Origin of the sequence: Mariniflexile gromovii (assembly GCF_017814435.1) — a bacterium.
Classification (GTDB): Bacteria; Bacteroidota; Bacteroidia; order Flavobacteriales; family Flavobacteriaceae; genus Mariniflexile; species Mariniflexile gromovii.
The window spans coordinates 95807-116895 of sequence record NZ_JAGJCB010000001.1; the positions used below are offsets into that span (position 1 = coordinate 95807).

Annotated in this window: 18 protein-coding genes and 1 other RNA gene; 5 read left to right on the forward strand and 14 right to left on the reverse strand. The window is 33.0% G+C overall.

Annotated elements, in window-relative coordinates; all coding sequences use genetic code 11:
- Positions 1–45: 45 nt before the first annotated feature.
- The gene (locus J8H85_RS00310; protein ID WP_209651530.1) at positions 46–1029 is read left to right on the forward strand and encodes a PorP/SprF family type IX secretion system membrane protein; all 984 of its coding nucleotides are present in this window, start codon (positions 46–48) and stop codon (positions 1027–1029) included.
- A gap of 104 nt (positions 1030–1133) precedes the next feature.
- Positions 1134–2276, forward strand: coding sequence for an MFS transporter (locus J8H85_RS00315; RefSeq protein WP_209651532.1), 1143 nt, complete (start codon positions 1134–1136; stop codon positions 2274–2276).
- A gap of 113 nt (positions 2277–2389) precedes the next feature.
- On the opposite strand, the gene J8H85_RS00320 is transcribed toward J8H85_RS00315, so the two are convergent.
- Both J8H85_RS00320 and J8H85_RS00325 read right to left on the reverse strand, forming a co-directional pair.
- On the reverse strand, positions 2390–3238 hold the full coding sequence (locus tag J8H85_RS00320) for a carboxypeptidase-like regulatory domain-containing protein (protein WP_209651534.1): 849 nt from the start codon (positions 3236–3238) through the stop codon (positions 2390–2392).
- Positions 3239–3311: 73 nt separating this feature from the next.
- On the reverse strand, positions 3312–4346 hold the full coding sequence (locus J8H85_RS00325) for a glutaminyl-peptide cyclotransferase (protein WP_209651536.1): 1035 nt from the start codon (positions 4344–4346) through the stop codon (positions 3312–3314).
- 88 nt (positions 4347–4434) lie between these two features.
- Here J8H85_RS00325 and ffs point away from each other — a divergent pair.
- Together ffs and J8H85_RS00335 are read left to right on the forward strand one after the other, a co-directional pair.
- Positions 4435–4533: signal recognition particle sRNA small type (gene ffs, locus J8H85_RS00330), an RNA gene on the forward strand.
- A gap of 180 nt (positions 4534–4713) precedes the next feature.
- Positions 4714–5517: an SDR family oxidoreductase gene (locus J8H85_RS00335; protein ID WP_209651538.1), complete on the forward strand. Its 804-nt coding sequence runs from the start codon at positions 4714–4716 to the stop codon at positions 5515–5517.
- Between the two features lies 1 nt (position 5518).
- Here J8H85_RS00335 and J8H85_RS00340 read toward each other — a convergent pair whose 3' ends face one another.
- On the reverse strand, positions 5519–6943 hold the full coding sequence (locus tag J8H85_RS00340) for a TlpA family protein disulfide reductase (protein WP_209651540.1): 1425 nt from the start codon (positions 6941–6943) through the stop codon (positions 5519–5521).
- Positions 6944–7319: 376 nt separating this feature from the next.
- Here J8H85_RS00340 and J8H85_RS00345 point away from each other — a divergent pair, with 376 nt between their 5' ends.
- A complete protein-coding gene (locus tag J8H85_RS00345) occupies positions 7320–8948 on the forward strand; it encodes an ABC-F family ATP-binding cassette domain-containing protein (RefSeq protein WP_209651542.1) in 1629 nt (542 codons plus the stop codon).
- A gap of 71 nt (positions 8949–9019) precedes the next feature.
- Here the strand turns inward: J8H85_RS00345 and J8H85_RS00350 are convergent, their stop codons facing one another.
- The 11 genes from J8H85_RS00350 to J8H85_RS00400 form a co-directional block, all read right to left on the reverse strand.
- Complete coding sequence (locus J8H85_RS00350) at positions 9020–9259, reverse strand: putative signal transducing protein (RefSeq protein ID WP_209651543.1); 240 nt, start codon at positions 9257–9259, stop codon at positions 9020–9022.
- Between the two features lie 99 nt (positions 9260–9358).
- On the reverse strand, positions 9359–11785 hold the full coding sequence (gene pheT, locus J8H85_RS00355) for a phenylalanine--tRNA ligase subunit beta (RefSeq protein ID WP_209651545.1): 2427 nt from the start codon (positions 11783–11785) through the stop codon (positions 9359–9361).
- A 420-nt stretch (positions 11786–12205) separates the two neighbouring features.
- The gene (locus J8H85_RS00360; RefSeq protein WP_209651547.1) at positions 12206–12544 is read right to left on the reverse strand and encodes a hypothetical protein; all 339 of its coding nucleotides are present in this window, start codon (positions 12542–12544) and stop codon (positions 12206–12208) included.
- Positions 12545–12686: 142 nt separating this feature from the next.
- Complete coding sequence (locus J8H85_RS00365) at positions 12687–13076, reverse strand: VOC family protein (RefSeq protein ID WP_209651549.1); 390 nt, start codon at positions 13074–13076, stop codon at positions 12687–12689.
- A gap of 215 nt (positions 13077–13291) precedes the next feature.
- Positions 13292–13699 carry a hypothetical protein gene (locus tag J8H85_RS00370; RefSeq protein ID WP_209651551.1) on the reverse strand — a complete coding sequence of 136 codons (408 nt, stop codon included), beginning with the start codon at positions 13697–13699 and terminating at the stop codon, positions 13292–13294.
- Positions 13677–14273, reverse strand: coding sequence for an archaeosortase/exosortase family protein (locus J8H85_RS00375; protein ID WP_209651553.1), 597 nt, complete (start codon positions 14271–14273; stop codon positions 13677–13679). Before J8H85_RS00375 ends, J8H85_RS00370 begins: the two co-directional genes overlap by 23 nt.
- Positions 14260–14532 (reverse strand): PID-CTERM protein-sorting domain-containing protein, encoded by a 273-nt coding sequence (locus tag J8H85_RS00380; protein WP_209651555.1) that lies wholly within the window; start codon positions 14530–14532, stop codon positions 14260–14262. Before J8H85_RS00380 ends, J8H85_RS00375 begins: the two co-directional genes overlap by 14 nt.
- Positions 14533–14748: 216 nt before the next feature.
- Positions 14749–15225 (reverse strand): hypothetical protein, encoded by a 477-nt coding sequence (locus J8H85_RS00385; RefSeq protein WP_209651557.1) that lies wholly within the window; start codon positions 15223–15225, stop codon positions 14749–14751.
- Between the two features lie 6 nt (positions 15226–15231).
- Entirely contained in the window at positions 15232–15612 is a 381-nt protein-coding gene (locus tag J8H85_RS00390; protein ID WP_209651559.1) for a DoxX family protein, read from the reverse strand.
- 25 nt (positions 15613–15637) lie between these two features.
- A complete protein-coding gene (locus J8H85_RS00395; protein ID WP_209651561.1) occupies positions 15638–18049 on the reverse strand; it encodes an alpha-ketoacid dehydrogenase subunit alpha/beta in 2412 nt (803 codons plus the stop codon).
- Between the two features lie 172 nt (positions 18050–18221).
- Complete coding sequence (locus J8H85_RS00400) at positions 18222–21068, reverse strand: gluzincin family metallopeptidase (protein WP_245243698.1); 2847 nt, start codon at positions 21066–21068, stop codon at positions 18222–18224.
- Between the last annotated feature and the right edge of the window lie 21 nt (positions 21069–21089).

A 21089-nucleotide genomic window follows, 5' to 3' on the forward strand; every position in this document is an offset into this window, starting at 1 on the left:
GCAAGGTTAATTAGTGATTGAAAATCATTAGAAAAAATAAAAATTATGCGTAAAACACTCCTATATATTTTTCTACTATCCATGGTAAGCATCCATGGGCAAGAGCTTAACTTGCCCGTCTTCACGCAGTACTTGGCCGATAACAACTTTGTGGTTTCGCCAACCTATGCGGGCATTGGCGATAATTTAAAGATCAGGGCCAACGGTTTAACGCAATGGGTTGGCATCAAGGGCGCTCCCGATAACCAATCGGTATATGCCGATTTTAGGATCGCCAACCGATCTGGGGTAGGCTTGTCCTTTTACAATGATAGGAACGGGAACACCATCCAATCTGGCGGAAAGGTTTCCTTTGCGCACCATTTGACCCTGGACTATTATTCAAAACAGTACCTTTCCTTCGGGATATCGTACAACCTGAACAACTTCAGGATCGATGTTAACAACTTGTATGGCTATGACGAGAACAATGGGAATCCGGTTCCTTCGACCGTATCGGATGACAGGCGCACATCGAACAACAATTTCGACGTAGGTATCCTTTACAGGAACAAAGGGTTCTTTGCAAGTTTCAATGCCAACAACATCCTTGAGAAGAACATAGATGAGGACATCCGGAAAGCGGAACCCGGTATGCTATTAAACTACCAGGTATATTCTGGGTACACCTTTAGGGGTCCCAATAAAAACGGCCTGGAGTTTGAACCGTCCATTTACTACCAAATGTTCAGTAGCGATAACCGTTCCAGTACCGATGTGAATTTTAAGTTCAGGAAATACAACAGGAACGATGATTATTATTGGGCGGGCATCTCGTACCGTTTTTTGAACGACCAGTTTTTAAGGCCGTTGAACGTAGGGCCCATGGCAGGGCTAAAGAAAAACAACTTTTACTTTGGCTATGCGTACCAAATTACCATGAACGACCTGTCTGGTTTCAATTCCGGTACGCATGTGGTAACCATTGGATTGGATTTTCTACAGGGCATCAGCAATTGTCCCTGTACCCAAAACCCAGTACATTATTAATCTGTTTTTAATTAGAAAAACAAAAACGTTATACTATTTTTGCAGCTTGAAGGATCTAGCTAAATACATCTTTCTAAAAGCTAAAATTAGAATAGGTAACAACAATGGAATTAAGGAAAAAACAACGTATCGCTTTAAGTGTCTATTTTTTTCTGTCTGGTATCTGTTTTGCATCATGGGCATCACGTATACCTACCATTAAAGATTTTTTCAATTTAAATGAAGCAGAACTGGGAACCATTCTTTTAGCTATGCCTGTAAGCTCTTTAATTGGGCTTCCTATTTCAAGTTGGTTGGTATCTAAGTTTGATAGTCGTGTACCGCTAATCGTTTCATTCGTATTTTTCTCAATAGCCTTAACCTGCATTGGTTTTGCTACAACACCTTTTTGGTTGGTTTTTTCAGTATGTTTATTTTCATTTTCCATGCGAATTTTAAATATTTCGGTAAATACTCAATCAATAACTCTACAGAAAAAATTTGAGAAACGTGTTGTGGGAGCTTTTCACGGGCTTTGGAGTACCGGCGGATTGTTAGGTGTTGCTTTTTCAACACTTATGGTAAAAATGGATGTTTCTATAGAAATACATCTACTAAGCATTTCAATATTTGGGTTAATATTAGCCTTACTAACCTATCCATTTACTGTTAAGGGAGATATCTCCACTACAGGAAACAAATTAATAATAGGAAAACCCGATCCGTTTATTTTGTATTTAGGGATTTTAATATTTCTAGGTGCTATTTGCGAAGGCGGTATGTTCGATTGGAGTGGGGTGTACTTTAAAGATGTTGTAAATGAAGAAGTCTTCACCTTTGGATATCTTATGTTTATGACTACCATGGCACTTTCAAGATTTTTCTGTGATAGGTTAGTTGATGTATTTGGATTACAAAAAATGTATATCTTAAGCTCTGTACTTATAGCATTGGGGATTGCTATTGCGGTGGCATTTCCATTTTTTTGGTCTGCTTTATTAGGTTTTTGTTTTGTAGGTTTTGGTACAGCAGCTATTTTTCCGGTAACATTATCGTTGGCAGGGACCTCAAAAAAATACTCACCCGGTATGGCAATATCTATAGTAACCACTTACGCGATTGCAGGCATGTTGATAGGGCCACCATTAATAGGATATTTGGCACAGGCATTTAACTTAAAAAACGCTTTTATTATTTTTATAATCCTTGGGTTACTATTTATTCCTGTATCACGTTCTTTTTTTAAGTTTCAAGCTAAGAATTTATAAGTTTTGGGCGCAACCCTAAAGGGTCGGGTTATCCACTGCAAGTCCTCGTTCGTGCCTCACTGCGGGCTTTCCGTTACTACCCCTTGCGCGGGCGTATTTGCAAAGTAAAAGTTTCACCTAAAAATAGAAGCCATTTTGTAAAAGAATTTTCCAAAGCTACTGCGCTCAATGTCACCATTTCTTATTTTTTGTCTATGCGCTTTATACTGTTTTTTATAAAATTCAGAAGCATTGGTTCTTCTGAATTTATTTTGCTTTTTACGTTCTAATTCTTCAGGAGAGCAAACGTATTTTGTCTCGCTTTCGTCTACAACCCCATATCCAACCACAACCATGCCGTCCAATATAGCTTCATCCATAACAAGAATTATGTTGTTTTCTTTTTCAGTAATTTTCAACTCTTTAGTTTTAAACCCAATATAACTCATAACTAAAACATCTCCTTTGTTTGCTTTTAAAGAAAATTTCCCATCAAAATCCGTAGCTATTCCATCACTGGTTCCTTTAACAAGAACATTTACACCAGGTAAAGGCGTGTTGTCTTCATCTGTTATAATACCGCTGATGAGGTTTTCATTAACCAAAGGTTTTGGTTTTATCTTACCTACAATATGGTTCTGTTTAGTAGAATCTGTTTGAACCACTTTGGTTTCACCTTGTGCATGGATATATGGACTTGCTAAGCCCATAAAAGCAAAAAATCCAGAAGCTAAATAGGTAACGTAGTTATTCTTTTCTTTTCTACTTAATACAATATCTCTTTGTAGTTGTGTGGCTTTAAAACGTCCGCAAAGGTTATTGTTCTGCTCAAAAGTTTTAATTATTTGCTCGTCGGTTTTGGTAGTAAAATCAAACACGGTTTTTTTGCACGCAGCACAGTGACGCCCTTTTTCATTTGGCGTCATGTTATTCCAGTTTTCGCTACAAGGCTTCGGAATATCTATATTTATTACTTTTCTCATAGTTCAAATTACCATAAGAAAAAGCAAAACTAAAAGTTAGAATGAGTGAGCGGGTTATTTTGTTGAGTAACGTTTACTTTTCAGCAATTTCAACCTCAAATAATTTGTCCCAGCGTTTCCCGGTAACAAAAATGGTTTTAGTATCTGGATTGTAAGCAATACCGTTTAAAACATCTAAACCTTCGTGCTGTGTTACTAATTTTTTTAACGGAGAAAAATCAATCACACCAATTACGGCACCATTTTCTGGATTAATTAAAGCAACACCATCTTTTTGATAACGATTCGCATAAATAACCCCGTTAATCCATTCCATTTCATTAATCTCAACAATTTTTCCTTTGTTGGTGTAAACTTGTATGTGGTCTTCTTCAACCAAAGTATCAGGATTTAAAATCCAAATATTTTCGGTACCATCACTTTTATAAAGTTTTTTTGAATCGTTGCAAATGCCCCAACCTTCTTTACTGTTTCCGTATTTAAAACTATTTGTTTTTTCAAACGTATTCACATCGTAAATAAAACCTGTGCCCGATTGCCATGTTAGCTGATAAATTTTGTCGTTAAGTACGGTAAGGCCTTCACCAAAAAAAGCATCAGCTAAGTTAACGTTCTTCAAAACTTCACCTGTTTTGTAATCAACTTGTCTTAGTTTCGATTCTTTACGTTGCCCTGTACTTTCGTATAAATTGCCTTTATAAAACTCCAAACCTTGTGTGTACGACGTTATGTCGTGTGGGTATTCATTTATAATTTTATAGGTATACACTTTTGGAGCTTCATTATTTAAAATGGTAACCGTTGTAGTGGCCACTTGCTTGTCATTATTAAAATAAATGGTCGCATTTATGTTGTGCTTTCCTAACTTAAAACTTTTTAAATTGGATGTATTGCTTATTTTTTTACCATTTAAAGTATAGCTTACAGAGTCAATTGGATGTTTTTTTTTGTTTTCTATGGAGAGATTTAAGGTTTCATTATTAGAAATATCTCCTTTAATAGCATTGGTTTTTATAATAAAATCACTTTTTTTTTGTCCTGTGTTAGAACCACAAGAAATGATAAGAGCGCTTAATAAAATGATTAATAGGTGTTTAAATGTATTCATTTGAAATATTAAATTTGAAGCAAGATATTTATTTAAAATCAGTTTAAAAAATCATTGTGAAAATTTTAAAAGGTTGTATCTTTGCACTCGGCAAGTCCTACACAACCAGCTCCTGTTGAATCCTCCAGGGCGGGAACGCAGCAAAGGTAAATGGTCGTAGCGGTGTGATGTAGGTAGCTTGCCTTTTTTTGTGCCTTATTGTGAAGTACTAAATCTCGCATTTTTCTGCTCAAATTCACTCAAAAACTTTCTTTTTATCTGATATTGTCAAATTCATTCTTAATTTTACATTATCAATTATCAATTATCAATTATCAATTATCAATTATCAATTATCAATTATCAATTATCAATTATCAATTGAAATATGTCTAAAGTTGTATTAATTACAGGAGGGTCTTCTGGGATTGGAAAATCGGTAGGCGAGTACCTTACCGAAAAAGGATTTAAAGTTTATGGAACAAGCCGAAATCCCGAAAACTATAAAGCCAGTAAGTTTTCTATTTTAAAGTTGGATGTGAAAAACATTGAAACCATACACCAAACTGTAAAAACAATTATAGATGCTGAAGGTAGGCTAGACGTGGTAATAAACAATGCTGGGGCGGGTATTACGGGAGCTATTGAAGAAATTCCGGAAGCTGAAATTAAAGCAAATTTCGATACTAATTTTTTTGGACCTATAAACGTCATTAAAGCTGTGTTGCCACAAATGCGTAAACAACATTCGGGTTTGGTAATTAATATTACATCAATTGCAGGTTACATGGGTTTACCTTACCGTGGTATTTATAGTGCTAGTAAAGGTGCTTTAGAATTGGTTACTGAAGCTTTTAGAATGGAAATTAAGGACTTCAATATAAAAATGACCAATATAGCTCCTGGTGATTTTGCGACCAATATAGCTGCAGGAAGGTACCATGCGCCGCTTCTGGACAATTCGCCCTATAAAAAACCGTATGGCGATACTTTAAATTTAATGAATACACATGTTGATAATGGTAGCGACCCCACTATGATGGCACAAGCGGTACTAAAAGTTATTAATACCGAAAACCCAAAAGTGCATTATAAAGTAGGGGAGTTTATGCAGAAATTTTCGATTGTATTGAAACGTATTTTACCAGATAAAGTTTATGAAAAAATGTTGATGAAGCATTATAAACTATAATTTACTTTCTATTAATAGCTCCTAAGAGTTGTTCTTCAAAATTTCCTGAAAAAATATTGGTGTTGCTATAAACTATTTTTTTGTTTTTATCCAGAACAATGGTTTTGGTCATGGGTTGAATAGCCAAAGCTTCAATAGATTCTTTAGGGTTTTTGAACTGATATTCATCCTTAAATTTGAACCTGTTTTCTTTAAGGGAAGCTTTAGGTTTGTCTTGTCCAAAATCATCAATATTTATTGCTATAAACTTAACTTCAGGATACTTCTCTTTAAGTTCATTAAGTTTATAATGACTTTCTTTAAAGTGATTGTAATATTGGTTGGACCAAAAACAAATGACAGTAGCTGTATTGATTAAGGAGTTAATTTCTAATTCAGCATTTTTATAATCAATAATTTTAATATTAGGAAAGTTACCGCCTTCTTTTAAATTATTCAAAGATGTAGCAAAACGTTTTATTTCAGTTTTACCTGTTTCATCGGTACTTATACTTAAATAAGATTTTACAATAGCATCGTTATTTTCAGGGTTGTTGCTTTTTGATAGATAAATTGAAGTAAAGTGATAAAGCAAATCATTCTTAATATTTTTATTTTTTATCAAGCTATCTACAATTTTAAGTCTGTCTATGTTATAGCATAAGGAATTTCTTTTAAATTCCTTATCTGTACTATGTTGTAAGTGGTCTTCTAGCGCAAAGTTATTAACGCTATATCTTAAAAAAGAGTTATAATGGTTGTGTTCTTTAAAAAAATCGTCATCATAATTTATCGATTTTCTATAATCATAAAAATCCTTTGGGAGTGATTTTACAATGTCGCCCTTATTATTGCCATGATGCACAAAGGGATATACTTCTTTGCTAGAAAAATAACTGTAATCTATGTTTGCTTTAGCTATTTTGTCAAAAAGAGGAGATGGATTGTATTTAGATCTAAATTTGTTGAGCTTATCTAGTTTAAAAGCTTTTAATGAGTCAACCCTTCTTTCATAGGTATCTGGTTTTAATTGACAGAATTTAAAAATCTTCTTTTCTTGAATTTCATTTTCAAGAAATTCGTTCATTAAATAATTGTTTTTTTTATCGCCAATACCTGTAAAAACCAAAGACTCGTCAAATTCAAGCGTATTCAATCTAAAAAGCAAACTATCTTTGGGCTCCAACAAAACCATTTGGATTTCACCACCGTGGTAAAAAGTGTATAAACCTTCTTTTAAATCGTTAATTTTATATAGAAACCTATTTCTGTTATCTAATTTAATAGTGTCAATGACCTCATCCGATTTTAAGAGAACAACAAAATCACCATTTGGGTTCATAATTTCACCACCAAAATAGGCATAATTATCTGCTGAATTATTGCCGTCATTTTTGCAATTAAACAGTGTTAAAATAACCAATAAACCTAAAATGTGTAATTTCATTTGAAAATTTTCGTTCGTATTTTAAAAATTGCTGCTTACGCAGAACCTTTCAATAATTCTATAAAACTTAAAAAAGGTAACTTAAAGTGTATGCAATTTACATATACAAAAATATGCGTTGTATTTATAAACTGCTGTTAACACGCTGTTAAATGTTACAATGCCTAATTTATTCAAAAATGCACATTTTTTTTAATTTATAGTTTTACTTTTTAAAATTAACCAACTAAGTTTCGACTTACGGTTTGAATTTTTTACTTTTGCAGCAAACTTTCAAAAAGAGGGATAATTAAGTAAAAATCTTAATATTATTGAAAGTTCACGAAGGCTTATATGGGCCATTAAAAATAATCTGAGTAAATTTAAAATACCCACTATGTTATCAGTATCAAACCTTTCGGTTCAATTTGGCAAACGCATACTTTTTGATGAAGTAAGCACCACCTTTAATACAGGGAATTGCTACGGAATTATTGGCGCTAATGGTGCTGGAAAATCTACTTTTTTAAAAATAATATCTGGTAAACAGGATCCCACATCTGGACATGTACATTTAGAGCCAGGTAAACGTATGTCCGTTTTAGAGCAGGACCATAATTTATACGATGCACACACCGTTTTGGAAACTATTTTAATGGGTAACAAGCCATTATATAAAATTAAGACCGAAATGGATGCGCTTTATGCGGATTATTCAGATGAAAATGCTGATAGAATAGGAGAGCTTCAAGTACTGTTTGAAGAAATGAATGGGTGGAATGCTGATAGTGATGCTGCTGCCATGTTATCTAATTTAGGTATTAAAGAAGAATTCCATTATACTTTGATGGGTGAATTGGATGGAAAACAAAAAGTACGTGTGCTTTTGGCACAAGCCTTATTTGGAAATCCAGATGTGCTAATTATGGATGAGCCTACCAACGATTTGGATTATGAAACCATCTCTTGGCTTGAAAACTTTTTAGCTAATTATGAAAACTGTGTAATTGTTGTATCGCATGACCGTCACTTTTTAGATGCCGTTTGTACCCATATTTCAGATATCGATTTCGGTAAAATTAATCATTACTCTGGAAATTACACTTTTTGGTATGAATCGTCGCAATTAGCTGCACGCCAACATGCACAACAAAACAAAAAAGCTGAAGAGAAGAAAAAAGAATTGGAAGAGTTTATTCGTCGTTTTTCTGCCAACGTTGCAAAAAGTAAGCAAGCAACCAGTAGAAAGAAAATGATTGAAAAATTGAACATTGCAGATATTAGACGTACAAGCAGGAGGTATCCAGCTATTATTTTTGAACGCGATAGAGAAGCTGGTGATCAAATTTTAAATATTCAAGGATTGGCTGCCTCGAGTGAAGAAGGTGAAGTATTATTTAAAGACATTGATTTAAACTTGGCCAAAGGCGATAAAGTTGTTGTGTTTTCAAAAGATTCAAGAGCCACCACAGCTTTTTATGAAATATTGAACAATAAAGAAAAAGCGGATGCTGGTAAATTTGATTGGGGAGTTACCACAACACAATCCTATTTACCATTGGATAACAGTGAATTTTTCGATAACGATTTAACGTTGGTTGATTGGTTACGCCAATGGGCAACTACCGAAGAAGAGCGTGAAGAGGTAAATATTAGAGGTTTCTTAGGAAAAATGATTTTTAGTGGTGAAGAAGCCTTAAAAAAATCGAATGTGCTTTCTGGAGGTGAAAAAGTACGTTGTATGTTGAGCAGAATGATGATGATGAGAGCTAATGTCTTGATGTTAGACGAACCAACAAACCACTTAGATTTAGAAAGCATTACGGCGTTTAACAACTCGCTTACCAATTTTAAAGGCACTATGTTGTTTACAACGCACGACCACGAATTTGCGCAAACAGTAGCAAATAGGGTAGTTGAATTAACACCAAACGGCATTATCGATAGATATACTACGTTTGATGAATATATGCAAGACCCAAAAATTAAGGAAATGCGCAATAAAATGTATGCGGTTACCGTATAAAGTATTAATTATAAATAAAAAAAGGAGCAATTTTTAATAAAATTGCTCCTTTTTTATGGAAGTAGGTTAAATTACGCTTCCAATTCTGAAGTTATATCGTTAACTACTTTTGTAGCTTTTTCAAGTTCATCTTTATGTACATAAACTTCCTGAAAATCTGGAGCCAATGTACCACCAAAGCCACCTAAAATAGCAGATTCTGCTTGGTCTTTAACCACCGGGTTAATATCCATGTCATTTAATTCTATTGTAATGCGCTTTACAACAGCAAAATTCCCGGTGTATATTTTTATATAATTTGAATCAGACATAATGCAAAATTATAGGTTCAACCTAAAGATACAAATTTAAGTTGGAAAGTTTGAAAGTATAAAGTAAAAAGTTAATTTACAACACCTAACACCTAACACTTATCTCAATTCCGCACCCAATTGGTTTTCAAACTGTGTTTGGAGCGTTTTCATTATTTTATCTATTTGCTTGTCGGTAAGTGTTTTGTTTTCATCTTGTAAAATGAAACTAACGGCATAACTCTTTTTTCCAGCAGGTAAGTTTTTACCTTGATACACATCAAAAAGGTTTACACTTTTCAATAACTGCTTTTCACTTTGTTTAGCAATTTTTTGAATAGATTCAAAAGTAACTTTATCATCTAGCAACAAAGCAAAATCACGACGCGCCTCAGGATATTTAGGAATCGCTTTAAATGAAATTTTATTGCGCTTCACAATTTCTAAAATAGCATCCCAGTAAAAATTTGCATACATGACTTCTTGCGAAATATCAAAATGCTTTAAAATTGGTTTTTTAATCAAACCAAAATCTACCAATGTCATTTTACCTAAACCAAAACTCAAACCTTCACTGAACATGTCGTTTTCTATAGGTGATTCGTTAAATCTTGAGATTCCTAAACGTTCTAAGATACTAATAATATTTCCTTTCAGGAAGAAAAAATTACTTTTTACATTTGGTGTGTTCCAATTCTCAACTGTTTGGTTTCCTGTAACAAATAAAGATAAATGTTTGAACTCTTCATGTTTGTCGCCATAACCATGGTAGGTTTTTCCAAATTCAAAAAGCTTTAAATCGGAACGTCTTCTATTGATATTAAATGATACAGCTTCCAAACCTGAAAACAACAACGATTGTCTCAAAACAGACAAATCGCCACTTAAAGGATTTAGAATTGTTATGTTATGTTCTTCTTTTAATTGGTCGCTTAACGCCGCATAATTAGGCGTCGTCAATGAATTTGAAAGTATTTCGAAAAAACCTTGAGCAGCTAATTGGTTTCCAACTAAATTCTGGATTTTATGATCTTCAAAACGTGTAGAATTGGAAATGGAAGCATTTAACTTTTCGGTAGTTTTAATATTATTATAACCGTAAACGCGTAATATTTCTTCAATAATATCAGCTTCACGGGTTACATCGTTTCTGTAAGCAGGAACCGTTAATCCCAATCCTGTTTCAGTAACGTTGTTTATTTTAATCTCTAATGATGTTAAAATACGTTTGATAATTTCCTTTGGAATTTCCTCCCCAATTAATTTCTTAGCATTTTCAAAACTTAAACGTACTTGAAAATCTTCAATTTTATTCGAGTAAATATCCACAATATCACTAGTGATTTCTCCACCAGCTACTTCCTGAATCAATAATGCGGCACGCTTTAAAGCATATTCTGTAATATTTGGGTCAATACCACGTTCAAATCTAAAAGAAGCATCGGTATTTAAGCCATGGCGTTTAGCCGATTTACGAACACTAACAGGGTTAAAATAAGCACTTTCCAAGAAAATACTAGTAGTTTCTTCCGTCACTCCCGAATGTATACCACCAAAAACACCCGCAATACACATTGGCTTTTCGGCATCACAAATCATTAAATCATCTTCATGCAACTCTCTTACCACACCATCTAATGTGGTGAATTTTGTACCCGAAGGCAAGGTTTTAACCTCTACTTTGTTGCCTGTAATTTTAGCGGCATCAAAGGCGTGTAGTGGTTGCCCTAAATCGTGCAATACATAATTAGTAGCATCTACAATATTGTTAATAGGGTTTAAACCAATGGCCTTTAAGCGGTGTTGTAACCAAGCAGGAGACGGTTTTACCACAATCCCTGAGATGGTAAGTCCGCAATAACGCGGTGCCAATTCCTTGTTTTTTACGTCCACATCAATACGCAAGGTGCGGCTATCAACATGAAACGCACTTACAGATGGGGTAATAAACTCTAAATTGATGTCTTTTTGTACCAAGCCAGCTTTCAAATCGCGGGCAGTTCCTAAATGGCTCATCGCATCGGCACGGTTTGGTGTTAAGCCAATTTCAAAAACCTGGTCGTTTTCAATATCAAAAATAGTAGCAGCAGCTGTTCCTACTTTAATATTGGTGTCTAAAACCATAATACCATCATGACTTTTCCCTAACCCAAGTTCGTCTTCGGCGCAAATCATACCGTGGCTTTCTTCACCTCTAATCTTACCCTTTTTAATGGCCCAAGCTTCGCCTGTTTCCGTGTATAAGGTTGTTCCAATAGTTGCTACAGGTACTTTTTGCCCAACAGCCACATTTGGTGCGCCACATACAATTTGTAATGGGGCATCTTCACCAATATTTACAGTGGTAATCCTTAATTTATCAGCATTTGGGTGTGCTACACAGGTTAAAACCTCACCAACAACAACACCTTCCAATCCACCTTTAACCGATTGATAGACTTCTATACCTTCAACTTCCAATCCTAAATCGGTAAGTAATTCGCTAGTTTGTTCCGGTGTCCAATCAATCTTAATAAATTGTTTTAACCAGTTGTATGAAATTTTCATAGATTAATTCCTGTTTTAAAGTGTGCAAAAATACATATTTTATTTCTAAAAAACTTTATAAAGCACGCTTAGAAACACTGACTTTTGAACATATTAATACACAGAAAAATTGAAAACATTAACTTATTTTGGGTTTTACCTTTATACTGAAACAAGTTCAGGTACCAGAGTCTGGCTTGGAGTCTATCCTGAGCGCATACGAAGGGTTACAAGTCCTCGCTCCTGCGTCGCTGTGGGCTTTTCGCTTCAAATGCGACGCATTCACAATTTCCTTGATTTAAAAATAATATGCATGAATAATCTCTAACGCAACTATTTGCTGTGAATAATGTTAGGTAGTATGTTTCTAGTTGTTTTGTTTTGTTTTGTTGTTTTCGTAATGAGCAGGATGTTGTTAGTATTGATTTTAAGATGTATAAATTAATTAAATTTTATTTTTATGCCTAATCGATACTCTATCTTGTCAGTCTTTTTGTTTACTTGTGTCACAATGAAATTTGAGCAATAATCGAAAAGTTCGAAATATTTATCAAAATCTCCAACTGAAATTTTATAGGTTACGGTGTGACTTAGTATTATTTCGTTTGCGTCAATTGATATTTTACCAGTACCAGAACTTGAGAAACATTTTGCGTAAGACAAAATAGAATTTTTAAACATTGCGTTAGCCAATACAAATTCTTCAAAATTCTCAAAAGTTTTTTTGTTACCAAATTTCTTAGAAAACAGCAGAGACTCTCTTGCTTCACGAATTTGCATTATCAAAATTCCCTAAGAACTGAGACATTTAGTTTCACTATCACTAATGGAAAAACCTGTAGCAAAAAGTTGATTTAAGTTTTCGATGAAAATATCTTTTTTTGGTATAATTTCAATATTATTTTAACAGTCTTGTAATTACCTATTTCATAGAATGTAAACCAAACATATTACCTTCAGTATCTGTACCTAAAACAATAAAACCATATTCACCAATAGACATTTTGGGTTTAAATACTTTACCGCCTGCGGCTTCAATGTTTGCTTCTTCGTGGCAGTCTTCACTATGAAAATATACCAAGGTACTATTGCCACCGGCTTTAAAACCTTCCATTTTTACTAAAGCACCTCCAGAACCGTAACTGGTCATGTTACTGGGAAAAGTGTACATAATTAAGCCTCCTTCTTCATCAGGTGCTGGAAGTTTTTCTAAAGTGGTTTTAAATACAGCTTCGTAGAATTTTTTGGATCTGGGCATATTGTCTACATAAATTTCGAACCAAGCAACGGGATTAGAGTGTGGATTTTCCATGATTTTAAGTTTTAAAGTTTCTTAAAATTAGGAAACAAAAGTGGGATGTAAAAGCAAAGTTTTGAATAAAGCCAATTATTCTGAACTGTATCTTAAGTATTAAAAAGGAATTTTATTGGAAATTTAAAAATATTTAATCAATATGTATCTAAGAACTGTTTTTTTTACAGGAAATTCAACAGTTTTAGATTAGTGAATTATATATTTTTTATAGGTTATAGTTTATGACTGTTTTTTTTAAAACTATGGTTGAGAAGTCCCATAGCAACATACAGAACAGGAGATATAAGTGCTTCTTGAATACTGCCAGCAAAAGCCCTTAAATTAAGACTCATACCGCCGATTAGCAAATCAAAAATGCCAAGAGATATTATAATAGTTAACCCTGAAATATGTACAACATGCCAGATAAAAGACATCCACGAATCAGTTAATTTTCCAAGATGAAAAGTACCAACAAAGTACACAACCACCGTAGCGAGGAATTTTATTATATGTCTTACTTTCGAAGGTAATTCTAAATCACTGTTTTCTTCAAAAAGCACATAATAACATGTGTAAATAATAAAAATTAATATAAGTCCTGATATAAAACGAACTTTATCCGACTTGTATAGATTCATTTTTTAATTGAATTTTTCTTGAATATACAATCCACATTATAAATGTTGTGGAATATACTATGATTTTAAATAAATAATGATGTGCAAATTGAAAATATTGTTGAAAATATTCTCTTAAATAAATAAGTCCCACACATCTAATAATGTTTATAAAATCAATGAGAATGACACCAATAATTATATATAGAACTTTCCGTAAAAAACTAGATGGCATGCAAATAATAAAACCTATATATAAAATTATTAATTCTAAACCATTACAAGCATTAGCTATATTAAGTATTTTTTTATCATTATGATAAATTACAGACATATTAAATTCTTGTATTTCTCCATAATGAATTTCAGGATATGTTTCGTTTATAGCAGTAAATCCAGACATAGAACCTAATCCGTTTAAAACCTTAACGGAAGAATTTCCCACGTGTTTAGTTAAAATACTATCAAGATATTGTGAGTCAAATAAGAAAAAAACATAAATTATTTTCCATGCAATGAAAAATAATAAGGCTTTTCCTAAAAAAAGCCTTATTGGTAAAGGAATGTTATTTTTTAGTGAATTAAACTTTTTCATTTTTGTTTTCACGTAATTTTTTCACACCAAAAATTGCTGCACCAGCTAATAGAATTCCAAGACCTCCGTCTAACGGAACAGAATCTGTTGAGCTATTATGTCCACATCCTTGTGTATGTGTATGGCCTCCAAAAAGCCAACTCAACCAGCCTCCAAACAAACTTGGTTGTGCTGCATGTATATTACTTGAAAATGTTAGAGCTAATACCACAATAGATATTCTGATAGTTTTAATTAATTTGTAATTTTTTTTTTTCATTTGTAAAATTTTAAGTTAAAGATTAATAGCGAAATGAAAATAACTACAATTTTAAATAAAAACCATTTTTTTCGATAAGAATAGTGTTTTATTCTATTAATGGTTAATTATTAACAAATCATTTATTTTCTTTAAATAATGCGAATATTGTTAAAATAACTAGTAAAATTTTATAAAATAGTAATTTATCGAGTTTTTAAGTAATTTAGCGAAATGCTATTTGGATAGGTCTTCCAGTATTAAATTAAAATCGTACTGCAAATCTTCATGAAGCGTACAAACTATTTTTTTTATCAATGCTATTTGCCTATAATACATATTTTGCAACTGTGTGCTGTACTTAATACTGGGCGAAAAAGCTTTTAATTTTTCGCAGAAATAGAGGAGGATTGTCGCTTCGGTTTCCTTATTTTGGGAATACCGAATGAATTTTTTTGTATTGGTTAGAATTTTTCGGGCGCTTTTACGAATGTAAAAATAACTGGCGGTGTTAATTAACTCGAATTGCTCGTCTATATAACTTTTAACAGATTCAATATAGCCTTCTTCATTATGGGATTCAAAAAGTAGATAGGTAAGGAGTTCTTTGTTTTCTTTTTTAAATCGGGCAAGACGTAAACAAAGTTCCGCCATGTCATCATACGATTTATGGCTTAGTTCCTTTTTTATTTCAGCAAGTGAAGCACCTTTCAAATGTATCTATTTTTTAAACCCGTCAACTGAATATTTACCAGAACCAGTGAAAAGTAACACTAAAAAACCAAATAAGTATAGTAATGCTTTTTCTTTAACATTTAATGGGTCGCTGGCGTGAATAACAAATGCAGCTACAAACATGGTAATAACAACTGGTATAGCAGCTAATTTTGTTTTGAACCCTATTAAAATTAAAATAGGAGCAACAACTTCGCCTATTAAAGTTAAGATTAATGACGTTGTTTCACCAATACCAAAAGGGTCGGCAAATTTTATGGGACTTTCAAAAAGTGAGTTAATTTTTGGGATACCGTGTGTAAGCATTAAACTTGCGAAACCAATTCTTAGAATTAGTAAACCTAAATCGGGGAAATTTTTATTCATTTAAATATTGATAATTACGTGAAATCTATCTTAATTTGGGGAATTCACTGGGATTTGCTTCATGCATAACACCATAAACAGCTTCAAAAATATCTTCGGCCGATGGTTTTGAAAAATAATCACCATCATTTCCATATGCAGGTCTGTGTGCCTTAGCGGTAAGCGTTTTTGGTTGGCTATCTAAATAGTTATATGCATTTTGAACGTTTAATATTTCATTTAAAATATATGCGGATGCACCACCAGGGACATCTTCATCAATAACCATTAAACGATTGGTTTTTTGAATGCTTTTAGCGATATCATGGTTTAAATCGAAAGGTAATAATGATTGTACATCAATTATTTCAGCATCAATACCAACTGCTAATAAATCTTTAGCTACTTGTTCTACAATTCTAAGTGTTGAACCGTAGGAAACCAAAGTAATATCTGTGCCTTCTTTTATGGTTTCAACAACGCCAATTGGTGTTTGAATGTCACTTAAGTTATTTGGTTTTTTTTCTTTTAATCTGTATCCATTTAGACATTCCACCACAATAGCAGGATCGTCACCTTTTAAAAGTGTGTTGTAGAAACCTGCAGCTTTGGTCATGTTTCTGGGCACTAATACATTTACGCCTCTAACTAAATGTAAAATACCACCCATTTGAGAACCTGAATGCCAGATGCCCTCTAATCTATGGCCACGTGTTCTAATAATTAAAGGCGATTTTTGCTTCCCTTTGGTTCGGTAGTGTGTGGTTGCTAAATCGTCGCTAATAATTTGTAGCGCATAAAGGATATAATCTAAATACTGGATTTCGGCAATGGGGCGTAAACCGCGTAACGACATACCAATACCTTGGCCAACAATAGTGGCTTCTCTAATACCAGCATCAGCAACTCTTAATTCGCCATATTTTTCCTGTAAACCTTCTAAACCTTGGTTTACGTCACCAATATTTCCTGTGTCTTCCCCAAAAACAAGTGCCTCTGGATAGTTGCTGAAAATAGCATCAAAATTATCACGAAGAATGATGCGTCCATCAACTAACTCTGCTTCGTCACTATAAATGGGCTTAATTTCTTTTACAAGGATGTTAGACCGATTCGTTTCAGAATATAAATGAGAACTGAAATTTGGTTGAATGTTTTCAAATGTTTTATTGATCCAATTAACAAGTTGCTCCTTTTCTAAAAAAGATTCCTTGATTAAATGAACTAAAGTTTTTCTTGCTGCAGATAAAATATCTTTTCTTGTAGGTTCATCTATAGCAGCTAAAGTATCTTTTATTTTTTCTATAAAAACGCCATTAGCGCTATGGGATGCTACTTGCTTTAAAATTGTAATTAATTCGTTTTGCTCTTTTAATATGGGTTTTAAAAAGGTGTTCCAAGCATTTTTTCTTGCTTCTCTAACTTCTCTTTTTATGGCTCTTTCAATTTCAATAAGCGTTTCATTGGTAGCAATGCCGCTTTCAATAATCCAATCGCGCATTTTAGTGTTGCAATCGTGTTGGCTTTCCCAAGCTAATCGATCGGAAGTTTTATAGCGTTCGTGCGAACCAGATGTAGAGTGCCCTTGTGGTTGTGTTAATTCTAAAACATGAATTAAAACAGGAACGTGTTCTTGACGAGCTATAATGGCAGCTTCTTGGTAGGTTTCTACCAAATTCGCATAATCCCAACCTTTAACACGAAGGATTTCAAAACCTTTTTCATCGTCTGTTCTTTGAAATCCTTTTAGAATTTCTGATATATTTTCTTTAGTTGTTTGATGTTTTGCATGTACTGAAATTCCATACTCATCATCCCAAATACTAATTACCAAAGGAACTTGTAAAACCCCAGCTGCATTTATGGTTTCGAAAAATAAGCCTTCACTAGTGCTGGCATTACCAATGGTACCCCAAGCCACTTCATTTCCATTTACTGAAAAATTAGTGGTATTAATGCCTTCAACTTGTCTGAAAATTTTTGATGCTTGCGCTAACCCTAGTAAACGTGGCATTTGTGCAGCAGTAGGCGATATATCGGCACTGGAATTGTATTGCTCGGTTAGATTTTTCCAACTCCCATCGTTATTCAAACTATGGGTAACAAAATGCCCACCCATTTGGCGACCTGCGGACATGGGCTCCTGTTGTAAATCCGTATTGGCGTATAAACCAGCGAAAAATTGTTCAACGGTTAATTCACCAATAGCCATCATAAAGGTTTGGTCTCGGTAGTAGCCCGATCTCCAATCACCTTTTTTAAAGGCTTTAGCCATGGCTAACTGAGGTACTTCTTTGCCATCGCCAAAAATTCCAAATTTAGCCTTTCCTGTTAAAACTTCACGACGACCTAATAAACTACATTCCCGACTTTTTACAGCTGTTTTATAGTCGTTCAAAACTTCTGCTTTAAAATCTTCGAATGATAAATTGTTTTTCAAATCTGGAATTGTGTGCATAGGTTTGATGCTTTAACTTTTGCAAAAGTAGTTAAAGTTTACGGTTTTTACAATTAAAACATCAACACAATTAATTATGAAATTCTCAATAATTTTTAATATTTTAATTTAAAATTAGCAATTTACTATAAGAAGTTTAAAATAGCCTATAATTGTATAACATATTTAACAATTAGTACCAACGGCGTCTAAATAAACCCAATAAGGCCTGTGGGTCTACGGTAAACTTAAATCGTATTTTTTGGTCGTAATGGGGTTGGGCTATTTCCCAGCCTAAATTGGAATAAACTGGTAAGTAAATTTCAAAATAATCGGTAACTAAATTGATTCTAATACCAGAATCGTAAACAAAATGCGCATTATCGAATTTGTTTTTAACCAAACCTACATCACCATACATTAAAATATACTTCCATAATGTGGTACTTGTGTTTAATGTGGTCATCCATTGATTCGCAAATGGAGTTTCTAATTTTGATTTAAATCCACCTTCGGCATCTATATATTGCTGACTGAATATACCCGACTCCTCCGAGCGTCCTAAATATTGATAGTCAAATAAATAATCGGTTGGTCTATCCAATGCAAAACTAAAGTAGTCTGAATTTGGATTATTTGTGTTTCTTAAAAATACCCCTGAAAAAAATCGTAGATTCAATTGTCTGTTATTTTCAAATAAGTGCCTAAATTCATAATTAAAGGCTACTTTAGTAAATGTTTTTGCAATTTGAAAATCTGCGTACCATTTGCTAAAGGTTATTAAATTATCATTAGAATCAATATATCTAGCATTAAATATATTGTAATTTGGTGTGTTGTTTGTATAAATATTATTTACGTCTTCGTCTTTGTTAGTATCTATATATCTAAATAAAAGCGATTGTTTTTTATTTGAACGCAAATCGTCTTTTTGCCTAAACAAAAAGCCTAACGATGGTGTTATTTGCGTAACAAACAAATCTGGTGCGTAAGAAGTATATGCACCACCAATACCATAATATATGGAATATAATGACCTGTTTTCAATTTGATGCGTCATAGAAACAAATGATGAACCGGTTAATGTTCTCGATTTAAGAGAATATTGGGGTTCAAATTTGTAATTAAAGGCTTTTTTTAAGAGGGTTTTGTTGTAAGCTTTAACTCCTAAATTTAGCCCATCATAAATATTGTTAAATTGTACTATTGGCATAAAAAACACCTGGTTGTAATAGGGGTCTTCCATATCTTTAAAAAGCCTAAACTGTAGTGGTTTATTATTAAAAAAGAATCCTTTTAGCGACTTCCAATTATCACGTGCATTAATTTCGGGGATGACATTGTTATAATTTAAAACCAGTTTGTTGGCATTATTTCTAGGAATGGTAATGGTTTTGTTTTCGGTAATATTCTCTATCCAGGTTTTTGATATGATGCTATCATTATTTAAAGTATATAATGAAACGGGCATGCCATTATCTTGCTTGTTTTTAATAGTTAAAGTAATGGAGTCCTCCGTTTTATGAACCTTTTTTATTTTAAAATCTATCTTTTTTCTTGTGTTTATATAATCGGTAAAAAACCAATCAATGTTTTTATTTGTTTTCGATTTTAAATAAGCCTCAAAATCTGTTGTAGAAACTGGTTTTAACTTGTTTTCAATAATGAATGATGATAAACTGTTTTCAACCACATCATGGTTTATAAAATCATCTAAATATTTTAATCCCACGCCAGCTTTGTATTTGTTGGCAATGCTATTGTTGAATTTTAACAACGAATCTTTGGAAGTTGTTAACGATTGGTCTCTATTGGTTCTAGCCATTAGCATATAGGCTAGGGTGTATTTGTCGTTATATTTCATGTTGGCAGCATGAAAGGAACGAATCCCCCAAATTCCTGCTAAATTTCCTAAAAATTTCATATTGGGGTAATACTTGTCAACATAATCTATTAAATAATACATTTGAATACCATCAAGCAACCATTGATCGGTTCTTGGGTTTATAAGCAATGTATTTTCTAAATAATTATTTAAGGCAATTTTTAAAAGTTTCAGTTCATATTGAAAATGGTTAGGATAGGTTTTAATAAAGTTTGGCAAAAAATTTAAGCCATACACGGGGTTTTTGTTATAATCAATATCTGATAAAAGAAGTTGGTTGTGCGGGTAAGCCCCAAGTTTTTCTTGAATAAAGTTTGTTACCTTTTCGGTAATTAAAACCTTATCAATCATTTCTAAACCTTCATCATCAATATTGGTGATAAGTGAAAAGCCATCTTTTTGAATTGTATTGAATTTTGAAGTTTTACTTATGAATAATTTGTTGTTCAGAATATTTTCTCCTTCTAACGTAATAAGCTGTTTGTTAGCAGATTGTGTTTGGTTAATTACGTCTAATTCTGAAGTTAATTTATACCCCAATGGGTATTCAATTTCTAAATGTACATCGGCTGGAGGAATGTACATGTCATCTAAATCTTTATTGCTGTAGTAATGCCACTTACCATTGTAAACGGCAGGTGTAATATACCAATATCTTAAGTTTAAAGCACCTGTGTTTGTAATACCATAACTTGTGAATTTATCGCTAGGTATTTGTACTAGATATTCTAATTGAATGTTGTAAAAGTCATTTGGTTTTAAGGGCTTTTTAAGTTCAACTTTAATAATATCTATTTGGTTTTTTACATTTTGAAACACTAAATCTTCACCATCTTGTTTAATTGAAGCTATTACAGAATAACCTCTTTCTTCATTTTTAGCTAAATGAAACACATTTTTGTATTCATCTGCCAATCTTTGCGCAAGTGGTGTTTTTTTTGTTGAATAACTATTGTTCCAATCGTTTAAATAAATGGTTTGAAGCTCATCTTGGGTTGTGTTTTGGTATTGAATGGTTTGCGATATTTTAATTTGTTTGTTTTTAATATCAAAAACCGCCTTTAAGTCAATTTTGTTTTGACCAAAGCCTGCATAACATACCAATGCATATAACGCACAACAGAAAAGACGTAATTTCAATTTACTTTTAAACATTTAGAGGTTAAAAATTCGTAA